The organism is Kitasatospora atroaurantiaca, assembly GCF_007828955.1.
Classification (GTDB): Bacteria; Actinomycetota; Actinomycetes; order Streptomycetales; family Streptomycetaceae; genus Kitasatospora; species Kitasatospora atroaurantiaca.
Genome location: NZ_VIVR01000001.1, coordinates 5,528,661 through 5,541,114, shown reverse-complemented (window position 1 = coordinate 5,541,114; position 12,454 = coordinate 5,528,661). Strand labels below are relative to the sequence as shown.

Below are 12,454 nucleotides of genomic sequence, written 5' to 3'. Positions count from 1 at the left end.
CCAGGTCCCGAGTGGTGCACCGTGCCCGACCTGCCTCCGCCCGGTTGTCGGTGGAACCCGATACGGTCGAACACACCAACGTCTGGAAGGAGGCGGCATCGATGGCCCCGAGAATCGCCCTGGCCCCCGACCAGCACGGCCCCGGCGGCCGCCTCCAGCCGCTGGCCGACGACGGCACCCCGCTCGGCCCGCCCGTCCGGGCGCCGGACCTCGCGGCCGCCGTGGCCGAGCGCGAGGCCGCCGAGCAGCCTCGCTGGGTCTGGGCCGCCGCCGACAGCGCGTACGCACCGCTGCTCCCGCTCCGGCTGGCCCGCTGCCACGATCTGCGGCTGGTCGAGGCCCTGTTGCTCGCCCACGCGGGCGCCTGGGGCGCGCCGCGCTCGCTCGGGGCCGCCTGGGCCCGGCTGCGGCACCTGCCCGTCCCGGCCGACCTTCCCGACAGCGGGAGCTCCGAGGACCAGGACAGCCTCTTCGCGCCCGACCGCCTGCAACTGCCGCCCGGCACCGACGCACTGGAGGCGGTGGTCGCCGTCCACGCCGACCAGCAGCGCCGGATCCAGGCCATCGACGACCCGGCCGCCCGCTCCCGCTTCCGGCTGCTGGTCGCCGCCGAGTCGGCAGGCGCCCTGCTCGCCACCGAGATGGCGTACGACGGCCTGCCCTGGCGCACCGACATCCACGACCAGCTGCTCACCGACCTGCTCGGCCCGCGCCCGCACATCGCCGGCACGCAGCCGAAGCTGCTCGCCGAGCTCGCCGTCGAGCTGCAACAGGCGCTCGGCTCGCGCCCGTTCAATCCCGACTCGCACACCCAGGTGCTCCGCGCCTTCGCCGACCAGGGCATCCAGCTCGCCTCCACCCGCTCCTGGGAGCTGCAGAAGGTCGATCACCCGGCCGCCCGGCTGATGGTCCGTTACAAGGAGCTCTCCCGGATCCACGCCGCCCACGGCTGGGCCTGGCAGGACACCTGGGCCCGCGGCGGCCGCTTCCGCCCCGAGTACGTGGTCGGCGGCGTGGTCTCCGGCCGCTGGGCCAGCCGCGGCGGCGGCGCGCTGCAGATCCCCCGCATCCTGCGCCGGGCCGTGGTGGCCGACCCGGGGTGGGCCCTGGTGGTCGCGGACGCCGCCCAGCTCGAACCGCGCGTCCTCGCCGCACTCTCCCAGGACGCCGGCCTGGCCCGCACCGCCGCCGAGGGCGACCTCTACGAGGCGCTCGCGGCCAACGCGTTCCAGGGCGACCGCGAGAAGGCGAAGCTCGGCCTGCTGGGCGCGATGTACGGCCAGACCAGCGGCGACATCGGCCCGCTGCTGGCCACCCTGCGCCGCCGTTACCCGGCTGCGATGGGCTACGTCGAGGCGGCCGCCCGCACCGGGGAGGACGGCGGCATCGTCCGCTCCCGGCTCGGCCGGGCCTGCCCGCCGCCGTCCGCCGACTGGCTGGACCTGACCGAGGCCCCGGAGACCGCCGGCGAGGCCGGCGGCCGCTCCGCCCGGGCGCGCGGGCGCTTCACCCGCAACTACGTCATCCAGGCCAGCGGGGCGGAGTGGGCGCTGGCCCTGCTGGCCGCGCTGCGCCGCCGGCTGACCGCCCTGGAGTCCGGCGCGGACCGGCCGCACCTGGTCTTCTTCCAGCACGACGAGGTGGTCGTGCACACCCCCGCCAACCTGGCCGACCAGGTGGCGGCCGCCGTCGCCGCAGTCGGCGAGGAGGCCCGCACCCTGGTCTTCGGGGACACCCCCGTCCGCTTCCCGCTCAGCACCGCCGTGGTGCAGTGCTACGCGGACGCCAAGTGACGGTGCGTCACTCGCCCTCGGGCAGCACCCGGGTGCCCTCGGCCCGGACCGAGGCCAGCGCACGCGGGTCCAGGCCCAGGAACTTCAGGATGCTCGGCGCGACCTGGGCGGTGCTCACCCGGGTGTCCACCCGCTCTCCCTCTCCACCGGGCCCGGCGACCAGCAGTGCGACATGGGTGTCGTCGGCCGTGAAGCCGCCGTGCTCGGCGACCTTGGTGGCGGACGGCTTGGTGTACACCGTGCCGGGCTTCGGCAGCACCACCACGTCCGGGGTCCGCGCATCGGTCGCCGGGTTACCGAACTGCCGCGCCAGCGCCGGGCCGACCAGCAGCTGGTCGAGGTTCAGCTCGGCCGCGTGCGCCCGCAGCGCAGCAGCCACCGCCTCGGCCTGACCGCCGTCCGTCAGCCACAGCAGCGCCACGTCGTCGGCGGTGGCCTGGGCCAGCAGGCCGGGCCGGACGCCGTTCACCACCGCGGCGAGCAGCTTCTTGTCGACGATCCTCAGCTGAGACCGGTCGACGGGCGACTGGCCGTGCTTGGCGCTCAGCACGATCTCGGTACGGCGGTCCAGGCCCCGGGCGTGCAGCTCGGCGGTCAGGCTGCCGATCGCCGCGTCCGTCTGCGCCAGCGCATCGGCGATCTGCGGGGAGAAGGCCCCCTTCGGCGCGTAGCCGGCGGTCTTCTGCGCGACGCTCACGGCCTGGAAGTTGAGCCCGAAGACGGCCGGCACCGGCTGCGCCCTGGTGCCGGTGTGGTCGCGGCCGTCGATCTGGTTGCGCACCGCGGCAACCTTCAGCGCGTCGTAGGCGATCGTCCCGGCGACGGTGCCGTCGGTGGCGGCGATCTCCGGGTTGTAGGCGTCCTGCACGCCCGTCCCCGAGGGCCCGTTCAGCAGGTCGTACGCCGGGTGCTTGTCCGCCCAGGCGGTGGTCAGACCGGCCGAACGCGCCACCTCGAAGACGGTGTTGGTGCGCAGGAAGGAGTGCGGATAGACCGGCGTGCAGCCCTTGGCCGGGTCCAGCGGGAGCTTGGCCGGGTCGATGCCCCCGCCCGCGTCGAGCGCGGCCGGGTCACGGTCCACCGCCTCGTCGAAGACCACCTCGGTGCCGACCGTACGGCAGTCCGAACCGGCCGGGGAGAGCGTGCGGTCGTACGAGTCGTCGTAGTACACCCCGGTGCTCCTCGGGGTACCGCCGGTGGTCAGGGCGAGGATCCCCGGGAAGGAGTCGGAGGGCTGCGAGCTGCGGGCGTCGGTGTACGTGGTACCCCGCCGGGCCAGCCGGGCCAGCGCCGAGCCCGGGTGCTGGGCGACCCAGGCACTGAGGTCGTCGGCGTGCAGCCCGTCGATGCTGATCATCAGGACGTGGCGGTCACGGTGGGCATGCTGGCCCAGGTCCGCCGCACCGGCCGGCGCGGCCGCGGCGGCCAGCAGTGCCACGGCGGCGGTGAACAGGACGGACTTGGGCTTCGAGCGGATCGTCACGATGGGCTCCCGGTGCTCGTTTCCCGTCGCCCGGGGCGACGGTGATGGCGTCTGCGGTGCCGGATGACCACACCAGCGGCGGGTGAACACCACCTCGGCAGAGCGTGTCGAGCCCGTGTACGGGAGCCGCCCTGCGCGATTTTTGCCCTGTCGTGACTCTCGCTTGACCCGCGCCCGGGTCAGAACTTCCGGAAGTCCCGGGCCTCTTCGGCCGCCCCCACCACCTCGGCCAGCGCCGCCCCGGCCGAGGCGGTGACGACGGCCGCCACCGCGCCCTCGACGAACGGCGCGTCCACCAGCACCACATCGGCGCGCGGGTCATCCTCCAGGGCGGCCCGCGCCGTCAGCACCGAGCTGCCGAGGTCGGGGACGACCACCACCCCCGCGCCGGCGTCCGCCTCCGCGACCGCCCGCACGATCAGCTCGTAGCTGGTGCCGAGCCCGCCGTCCTCGGTACCCGCGGCGAGCACCACGGGGACGGCGCCGGAGCCGAGTTCGGCGAGGAGTTCACGGAGCCCGGCCGCCATGGCCGCGCTGTGCGACACGAGAACGATTCCCACGTGGTTGCTCATCCTCCGACCCTAGACCGCCCCACCGCCCGGCACTCGCCGAGCAGTTCACGGCGACGTGGCGGCGAGGCGGCGTGTCGTACCGCATGCCGAGCCTGCCCTGCTGGCGTAACGTCGGCCGCACGATCTGCCAGAGGGAGAGCCGCCTTGAAGAAGCTGATCAACACCCCGGAGAGCGTCCTCGCCGACGCGCTGGCCGGATTCGGCGCCGCCCACCCGGAGTTGACGGTCGACCTCGTCGACCGGGTGATCAGCAGAGCCGCCCGTCCCGCCACCCCCAAGGTCGCCCTGGTCTCCGGCGGAGGCTCCGGCCACGAACCGTTGCACGGCGGCTTCGTCGGCCTCGGGATGCTCGACGCGACCTGCCCCGGCGAGGTGTTCACCTCCCCGGTGCCGGACCAGATGCTCGCCGCCGCCCAGGCCGTCCACAGCGGGGCGGGCGTGGTCTTCGTGGTCAAGAACTACACCGGTGACGTGATGAACTTCCAGCTCGCCGCCGAGCTCGCCGCCGAGGAGGGCATCGAGGTCCGTACCGTCCTGGTCAACGACGACGTGGCGGTGGAGGACTCCACCTGGACGGCGGGCCGCCGGGGCACCGGCGCGACCGTGATGGTGGAGAAGATCGCGGGCGCCCTGGCGGAACGCGGCGCGCCCCTGGACCAGGTGGCCGCCCTCGGAGACCGGGTCAACGCCGCCTCCCGCTCCTTTGCGATCGCGCTCACCGCAGCGACCACGCCGGCGGCCGGCAAACCCGGCTTCGACCTGCCGGAGGACCAGATCGAGGCCGGCGTGGGCATCCACGGCGAACCGGGCCGCCGCCGCGAGACGCTCCGGCCCGCCCGGGAACTCGCGGCCGAGGTGGTCGACACCATCCTCGCCGACCACGACCTGGCCGCAGGCGACGAGGTGATCGCCCTGGTCAACGGCCTCGGCGGGACGCCGCTGCTGGAGCTTTACGTGGTCTTCGGCGAGGTGCACGCCCGGCTCGCCGAGCGGGGCATCAGGATCGCCCGGAACCTGGTGGGCAACTACGTCACCAGCCTGGACATGGCCGGCTTCTCGCTGACCCTCACCAAGGCCGACCCCGACCTGCTGGAGCTCTGGGACGCCCCCGTGGCGACCCCGGCCCTGAGCTGGTCCTGACCTGACCTCGGAGGAGCCCGAAGTGGACACCACCCTCGCGCTGGCTTGGGTCCGGGAGATCGCCTCCGCCGTCGAGGAGCACGAGGCACAGCTGACCGAGTTGGACTCCGCTATCGGCGACGGCGACCACGGCAGCAACCTGCGCCGCGGCTTCACCGCCGCGCTGGCCGCCCTGGACGGCCTGGACCCGGCCTCGGTCGGCGCCGCCCTGAGCAGGACCGGCACCACGCTGATCTCCAAGGTGGGCGGCGCCTCCGGCCCGCTGTACGGCAGCGCGTTCCGGGCGATGGGGACGGCGCTGCCCGGGGAGCGCGCCGACGCCGCCGAGTTCGGCGCCGCGCTGGCGGCGGGGCTGGCGGCGATCCGCAGGCTGGGCGCGGCCGAGCCCGGCGACAAGACCATCGTCGACGCCTGGACACCCGCCCTGGCCGCCTTCGAACTGGCCGCGCCGACCGGCTTCGCCGCCGCCGCGGAGGCGGCCGCCGGGGCTGCCGAGCAGGGGATGCGCGACACCGTCCCGCTGCAGGCCAGGAAGGGACGCGCCTCCTACCTCGGCCCGCGCAGCATCGGCCACCAGGACCCGGGGGCCACCTCGACGGCCCTGCTCTTCCGCGCTCTCGCCCGGGTGGCCGAGAAGGCCGGCTAGGCAGTCGGGTCACCACAAGGGGGCGCGGGGAACTGCGCGAGATCGGGAGGCACAGGCGGTCCCCTTCCGATCTCGCGCAGTTCCCCGCGCCCCTGGGATACCCAATCCTGCATCGATGCCTCTGCGTCAGGCGATCCCCGGCCCGTCCCCGTCGGTCCGGCTGATCAGCAGCAGCAGGGCGTCGTCGCCGAGCTCACCGCCGGTGTGCGCCAGCAGATCGGCGTAGAGCCGCCCGACCGCGGTCTCCAACTCCGTCGGCGAGCGGGCCGCGCCCCCTACCAGCGGGCCGGCCCGCTCGGCCAGCGGGTAGAACTCGCCCGAGCGGTGGTGCCTGGCCTCCACCACACCGTCGGTGCAGAGCACCAGCACGTCGTCGGCGCCGAACGGCAGCTCCAGGCTCTTCGGCTGGCCGCTGGCCAGGCTGCCGAGTCCGAGCGGTACCCAGGGGTCGGGCGCCTCCAGCACCCGCACCGTCCCGTCCCCGGTGACCTGGATCGGCGGCACGTGCCCGTAGTGCAGCAGCTTGACGGCGCCGGGCTGTCGGAACTCCGCGAACAGCGCGGTGGTGAACTCCCCGTCCGGCACATGTCGCTCGACGCTGGCCTCGATCCGGGCCGCCACGGCGCGCAGCCCGTTCTCGTCGTAGGCCGCCTCGCGGAAGGCACCGAGCACCACGGCGGCGGTCTGCACGGCACCGAGCCCCTTGCCACGGACGTCACCCACCAGCACCCGGGTGCCGTGCGGGGTGTCCAGGACCGAGTACAGGTCCCCGCCGATCCGGGCGGCGTCGGCGGCCGAGACGTACCGGACGGCCAGTCGGAGCGGCCCCACCGAGGGTCCGGGCCGGTGGAGCAGCGCCCGCTGGGCCGCCTCGGCGACCGAGCTGACGGCGGCGAAGGCGGCCGCACGGTGCATGCGGAGCCGGGCCACCCAGGCACTGAACAGCGTCAGCGCGATGTAGCTGAGCAGCGCACCGAACAGGAATCTCCCGTCGTTCAGGCTGTCCGTCTGGTCGTAGTGGCTCAGGCCGAGCAGTGAGAGGAAGCCGAGCAGGCAGACCAGCAGGAGTTCGGCCGGCCGCAGGGTGAGTGCGGCGATCGAGGGCACCACCACCATCAGCGGGGCCAGGTAGCGGTCCTGACCGGAGAGGAGATCGGCCAGCGAGACCACCAGGACGGCCAGCAGGGCCGGCGCGGCACGGCGCCGCAAGGAGAGGTCCTGCAGGTCGGTGGCGAGCAGCGCCCGGCGGCGCCTGGCCGGTGACAACCCGGCGGCCTCGGGCGCTTCGGGCGACTGGGCTCGACCGTTCCGGAACACATCTCCGACATTACGGATGAATCACCCCCGCCCGCCACGCGTCGGCCGGCGGTTCCGGCAGGATCCCTCGGAGCCACCCGTCCTCACCCGACGACCGGCCGACCACAGGACACGCCCCACTGGTCCCCAGGGGCGGACATCACGCAACAGCGCGACTACTCTCTGCTAGCGATCAGCGGAAACGCTGCGATCCACGCCACAACGACCACCCACCCCCGGAATACCCCAGGGGGGTATGGTGTTGTGAGCAGACAGAGCAGTGAGTAGACAGAGCCCGGCACCTGCCCGGGCAGGAGCTTCCCGGAGGTCCCCGATGTCCAGCACCACCACCTACACCGTCAGTGGCATGAGCTGCGGCCACTGCGAGAAGTCGGTCAGCGCCGAGGTCTCGGCCATCCCCGGCGTGATCGAGGTCGCCGCCGATGCCAAGGCCGGGACGGTGACGGTCTCCTCCCGGTCCCCGTTGGACGAGGACCAGGTCCGCGCCGCCGTGGACGAGGCCGGCTACGAACTGGTCGGCCCGGCAGCCTGAGCCTCCCGTGGCGGGGGCGGGCCCGGACCGCGCGCCCCCGCTGCGCTCTCTCCCAAGGAGCAGATGAGCATGAGCACCACGACCCCCGGCATAGACACCGGGGCTGTCCGCGACCGCGTGGAGCTGTCCATCGGCGGCATGACCTGTGCCTCCTGCGCGGCGCGGATCGAGAAGAAGCTCAACCGGCTGGACGGCGTCGAGGCCACCGTCAACTTCGCCACGGAGCGGGCCCGGGTGGACTTCGGGCCCGAGGTGAGCGTGGCGGACCTGATCGCCACCGTGGAGCGGACCGGCTACACCGCCGAGCTGCCCACGCCGCCCGCGCCGGCTGCCACGGAGCCGACCCCGGAAGCCGCTCCTGCCGTCGAGGTCGATCCACTGCGTGAGCGACTGCTCGTCAGCGCCGCGCTGTCCGTCCCGGTGGTGCTGCTCTCGATGATCCCGGCCCTCCAGTTCGACAACTGGCAGTGGCTGGCCTTCGCACTTACCGGCCCGGTCGTCGTCCACGGCGGCCTGCCCTTCCACCGGGCCGCCTGGACCAACCTCAAGCACGGCGCGGCCACCATGGACACCCTGGTCTCGCTCGGCACCCTGGCCGCCTTCGGCTGGTCCGTCTGGGCACTCTTCCTCGGCCACGCCGGGATGACCGGCATGCGGCACGAGTTCGCCCTCACCGTCGGCAACTCCAACGCCTCCTCGACGCTCTACCTGGAGACCGCCGCCGGCGTCACCACCCTGATCCTGCTCGGCCGATGGCTGGAGTCCCGCTCCAAGCGCCGCGCCGGCGCCGCCCTGCACGCACTGCTCGACCTCGGCGCCAAGGACGTCGCGGTGCTGGAGCACGGCCGCGAGGTACGGCTGCCGGTCTCGCAGCTCGCGGTCGGCATGCGCTTCGTGGTCCGGCCCGGCGAGAAGATCGCCACCGACGGCACGGTGGTCGAGGGTGCCTCCGCCGTGGACGCCTCGATGCTCACCGGCGAGTCCGTCCCCGCCGAGGTCACCGTCGGCGACGCCGTCACGGGTGCAACGGTCAACGCCGGCGGGCGCCTGGTGGTCGAGGCCACCCGGATCGGCGCCGACACCCAGCTGGCCCGGATGGCGAAGCTGGTCGAGGAGGCCCAGAACGGCAAGGCGGCGGCTCAGCGCCTCGCCGACCGGATCTCCGCGGTCTTCGTCCCGGTGGTCATCCTGATCGCCCTCGGCACCCTGGTCGCCTGGCTGCTCGTCAGCAGCAGCCTCACCGACGCGTTCACGGCAGCGGTGGCGGTGCTGATCATCGCCTGCCCGTGCGCCCTGGGCCTGGCCACGCCGACCGCCCTGATGGTCGGTACGGGCCGGGGCGCCCAGCTCGGCATCCTGATCAAGGGCCCGGAGGTGCTGGAGACCACCCGCACGGTGGACACCATCGTGCTGGACAAGACCGGCACCGTGACCACCGGGAGGATGGCGCTCACCGCCGTGCACACCGTCGACGGCGTCTCGGAGGCCGAGGCGCTGCGGCTGGCCGGCGCCCTGGAGCACGCCTCCGAGCACCCGATCGCCGCGGCCATCGCCGCTGCGGCGGCCGAGCGGGTCGGCGAGCTGCCGGGCGTCGAGGGCTTCGAGAACATCCCGGGTCACGGGGTGCAGGGGGTGGTGGACGGCCATGCGGTGGTCGCGGGCCGCGAGGCGCTGCTGGCCGACTGGGCCCAGCACCTGCCGCCCGTACTCGCCGAGGCCAAGGCCGCAGCCGAGGCCGCCGGGCGGACCGCCGTCGCGGTCGGCTGGGACGGCGCGGCGCGGGCCGTCCTGGTGGTCGCCGACACCGTCAAGCCCACCAGCGCCGAGGCGATCCGCGAGCTGCGTGCGCTGGGCCTGCGCCCGGTGCTGCTCACCGGCGACAACCGGACCGTCGCCGAGGCCGTGGCGGCCGAGGTCGGCATCGAGCCGGCCGACGTGATCGCCGAGGTGCTGCCCGAGGACAAGGTGGAGACCGTCCGGCGGCTGCAGGCCGAGGGCCGTTCGGTGGCGATGGTCGGCGACGGTGTGAACGACGCCGCCGCCCTCGCCCAGGCCGACCTCGGGCTGGCCATGGGTACCGGTACCGACGCCGCGATCGAGGCCGGCGACCTGACCCTGGTCCGGGGCGACCTGCGCTCCGCCGCCGACGCGATCCGGCTCTCCCGGCGGACGCTGGCGACCATCAAGGGCAACCTGTTCTGGGCCTTCGCCTACAACGTGGCAGCGATCCCGTTGGCCGCGGCCGGCCTGCTCAACCCGGTGGTCGCCGGGGCGACCATGGCCTTCTCCTCGGTCTTCGTGGTCACCAACAGCCTGCGGCTGCGGCGGTTCGCGGCCTCGTGAGCCGGAGTCGGTGAGCTCCTGCGGGTGCGTCAGCGCCCCAGGAGCTCACCGCCGTTGCAGTGCAGGATCTCGCCGGTGATGAAGCCCGCCTCGGGCGAGGCCAGGAAGTAGACCGCCGCCGCGACCTCACCCGACTCGCCGATCCGGCCGAGCAGCGTCCGGGCCGCACGTCGCGACACCTCGGCCTCGTCCAGCCGCGGCCCGAAGAACTCGGTGCCCGACACGGTGCCCGGGGCGACGATGTTCGCGGTGATGCCGGAGGCACCGAGCTGCGCGGCCAGGAAGTGGTTCCAGGCGTGCAGCGAGGCCTTGGCAGCGCCGTACGAACCGGCACCGCGCAGGGCCGCGATCGAGCTGACGGTGACCACCCGGCCGGTGCCCTGGGTGAGCCGGTCCCGGATCGACTCGGTGAGCAGCACGACCGTCAGCACATTGCGCTCGAAGTCCCCCCGCCAGCGCGCCAGCACGGCGTGCGGCCCGGCGCCGATCACGGTCTCGCGGCTGCCCGCGTTGTTGACCAGGACGTCGATCTCGGCGGGCAGTTCGGCCAGCGCGGCCTCGACGGCGTCGGGATCGGCCAGGTCGCAGACCAGCGGCCTGACGTTGGCGCCCAGGTCGGCGGCGGCCCGCTCCAGCACCGCCCGCCGGCGACCGACGATGACGACTTGCTCCCCCGCCTCGGCGAACCGACGGGCCACCTCGTACCCGATGCCGGTGCCACCGCCGGTGACTACCACGTTCCTGGCCATCTGCGCACTCCCTCCCCTGCCCCGCCGCCGCGCTGCTGAGGGTGCGGGCGGTCCGTGCCGGAATGAGACGATTCCTATCACGCTGGGTCGCCATGACTGCGGGGAGGGTGACGTCGCGCTCGGCACATCGTGTGATATGGGCGAGGCACCAGGCGCACACGGAGCGTGGAGAGAGCCAACTCACACCCCCCGGGCGTAACTTTGCGCCCCCGGATACGTCTTACCTTTTGTAGTGCGGCAGCTTTCGGTGGGCGGCGGCGTGGAGAACGGCATCACGTCACCGCACGACCACCACTGCCGACGACGGGGCTCCGGCGGGCCCCGGGACGGCTGCCGAGTCGGTTCGGCGGCCTTCGCGCACGACGCCGGGGGCGGCGGGTCGGAACGCTTTGAGCGGCCGTTCCCGGCCAGGCCGCCCTCGGGCGTCGTGCGCCGCTTCTTCTCCCCTCCCGAGGGGACGCGAAAGGGCCCGACTGCTGGTCAGCAGTCGGGCCCTTTCGCGTCGAGACGTGGAGACGTCGGGACGTGTCAGCGAGGTGTCAGCGGTCGCCGAGGGCGACGTAGTCGCGGATCGCGGTGCCCGTGTAGATCTGACGCGGACGGCCGATGCGGCTCGTCGGGTCGTTGATCATCTCGTGCCAGTGGGCGATCCACCCCGGCAGCCGGCCGAGCGCGAACAGCACGGTGAACATGCTGGTCGGGAAGCCCATGGCGCGGTAGATCAGGCCGGTGTAGAAGTCCACGTTCGGGTAGAGCTTGCGCGAGATGAAGAAGTCGTCGCTCAGCGCGTGCTCCTCCAGCTTGAGCGCGATGTCCAGCAGCTCGTCGGACTTGCCGAGCTGGCCGAGGACCTCGTGCGCCAGGAGCTTGACCTGCGCGGCGCGCGGGTCGAAGGCCTTGTACACGCGGTGACCGAAGCCCATGAGCTTCACGCCGTCCTCGCGGTTCTTCACCTTGCGGATGAAGGAGTCGACGTCGCCGCCGTCCTTCTGGATCTGCTCCAGCATCTCCAGGACGGCCTGGTTGGCGCCGCCGTGCAGCGGGCCCCAGAGCGCCGAGATGCCGGCCGAGATCGAGGCGAACTGGTTCGCGTGGCTGGAACCCACCAGACGGACGGTGGAGGTCGAGCAGTTCTGCTCGTGGTCCGCGTGCAGGATCAGCAGCTTGTCCAGCGCGTTGACGACGACCGGGTTGATCTCGTAGTCCTCGGCGGGCACCGCGAAGGTCATCCGGAGGAAGTTCTCGACGTAGCTCAGGTCGTTGCGCGGGTAGACGAACGGCTGGCCGACGGACTTCTTGTACGCGTACGCGGCGATCGTCGGCAGCTTGGCGAGCAGGCGCACCGTCGACAGGTGGCGCTGGCCGGCGTCGAAGGGGTTGTGGCTGTCCTGGTAGAAGGTGGACAGCGCGCCCACCACCGAGGACAGCATCGCCATCGGGTGCGCGTCACGCGGGAAGCCCTGGTAGAAGCGCTTGACGTCCTCGTGCAGCAGCGTGTGCTGGGTGATCTCGGCGTTGAACGCCGCCAGCTGATCGGTGGTCGGCAGCTCGCCGTTGATCAGGAGGTACGCGGTCTCGATGAAGCTGCCCTGCTCGGCCAGCTGCTCGATCGGGTAGCCGCGGTAGCGCAGGATGCCGTTGTCACCGTCCACGAAGGTGATCGCGGACTTGTACGCGGCGGTGTTGCCGAAGCCGTTGTCCAGGGTGACCAGGCCGGTCTGCGGAAGCAGCTTCGAGATGTCGAAGCCGGCGTTGCCCGCAGTGCTCTCGACGACGGGGTACTCGTACTCGCCGTCCTGGTACCGCAGTACTACCGATTTGTCGCTCACGTCTTCCTCACCGACGAAATGAATCCTCTTCCAAGGTGCCCTGACTGTTT

Annotated in this window: 10 protein-coding genes; 5 read left to right on the top strand and 5 right to left on the bottom strand. The window is 72.9% G+C overall.

Annotated elements, in window-relative coordinates; genetic code table 11:
• Positions 1–101 precede the first annotated feature (101 nt).
• The gene (locus FB465_RS25080; protein WP_145794060.1) at positions 102–1,793 is read left to right on the top strand and encodes a bifunctional 3'-5' exonuclease/DNA polymerase; all 1,692 of its coding nucleotides are present in this window, start codon (positions 102–104) and stop codon (positions 1,791–1,793) included.
• Between the two features lie 7 nt (positions 1,794–1,800).
• On the opposite strand, the gene FB465_RS25075 is transcribed toward FB465_RS25080, so the two are convergent.
• Positions 1,801–3,276 (bottom strand): alkaline phosphatase family protein, encoded by a 1,476-nt coding sequence (locus FB465_RS25075; protein ID WP_246192820.1) that lies wholly within the window; start codon positions 3,274–3,276, stop codon positions 1,801–1,803.
• Between the two features lie 179 nt (positions 3,277–3,455).
• Entirely contained in the window at positions 3,456–3,848 is a 393-nt protein-coding gene (gene dhaM / locus FB465_RS25070) for a dihydroxyacetone kinase phosphoryl donor subunit DhaM (RefSeq protein ID WP_145794059.1), read from the bottom strand.
• A 144-nt stretch (positions 3,849–3,992) separates the two neighbouring features.
• Between dhaM and dhaK the strand changes: the two genes are divergently transcribed.
• Together dhaK and dhaL are read left to right on the top strand one after the other, a co-directional pair.
• Positions 3,993–4,988: a dihydroxyacetone kinase subunit DhaK gene (gene dhaK / locus FB465_RS25065; protein ID WP_145794057.1), complete on the top strand. Its 996-nt coding sequence runs from the start codon at positions 3,993–3,995 to the stop codon at positions 4,986–4,988.
• A gap of 22 nt (positions 4,989–5,010) precedes the next feature.
• Positions 5,011–5,634: a dihydroxyacetone kinase subunit DhaL gene (gene dhaL, locus FB465_RS25060; RefSeq protein WP_145794055.1), complete on the top strand. Its 624-nt coding sequence runs from the start codon at positions 5,011–5,013 to the stop codon at positions 5,632–5,634.
• 126 nt (positions 5,635–5,760) lie between these two features.
• On the opposite strand, the gene FB465_RS25055 is transcribed toward dhaL, so the two are convergent.
• Positions 5,761–6,951 (bottom strand): PP2C family protein-serine/threonine phosphatase, encoded by a 1,191-nt coding sequence (locus tag FB465_RS25055; protein ID WP_211785850.1) that lies wholly within the window; start codon positions 6,949–6,951, stop codon positions 5,761–5,763.
• 313 nt (positions 6,952–7,264) lie between these two features.
• On the opposite strand from FB465_RS25055, the gene FB465_RS25050 reads away from it, so the two are divergent.
• Together FB465_RS25050 and FB465_RS25045 are read left to right on the top strand one after the other, a co-directional pair.
• Complete coding sequence (locus FB465_RS25050; RefSeq protein WP_145794053.1) at positions 7,265–7,483, top strand: heavy-metal-associated domain-containing protein; 219 nt, start codon at positions 7,265–7,267, stop codon at positions 7,481–7,483.
• A gap of 63 nt (positions 7,484–7,546) precedes the next feature.
• Entirely contained in the window at positions 7,547–9,826 is a 2,280-nt protein-coding gene (locus tag FB465_RS25045; protein ID WP_145794052.1) for a heavy metal translocating P-type ATPase, read from the top strand.
• Positions 9,827–9,855: 29 nt separating this feature from the next.
• Here the strand turns inward: FB465_RS25045 and FB465_RS25040 are convergent, their stop codons facing one another.
• Together FB465_RS25040 and FB465_RS25035 are read right to left on the bottom strand one after the other, a co-directional pair.
• Positions 9,856–10,575, bottom strand: coding sequence for an SDR family NAD(P)-dependent oxidoreductase (locus FB465_RS25040; RefSeq protein ID WP_145794050.1), 720 nt, complete (start codon positions 10,573–10,575; stop codon positions 9,856–9,858).
• Between the two features lie 539 nt (positions 10,576–11,114).
• Positions 11,115–12,404 carry a citrate synthase gene (locus tag FB465_RS25035; RefSeq protein ID WP_145794048.1) on the bottom strand — a complete coding sequence of 430 codons (1,290 nt, stop codon included), beginning with the start codon at positions 12,402–12,404 and terminating at the stop codon, positions 11,115–11,117.
• Positions 12,405–12,454 lie beyond the last annotated feature (50 nt).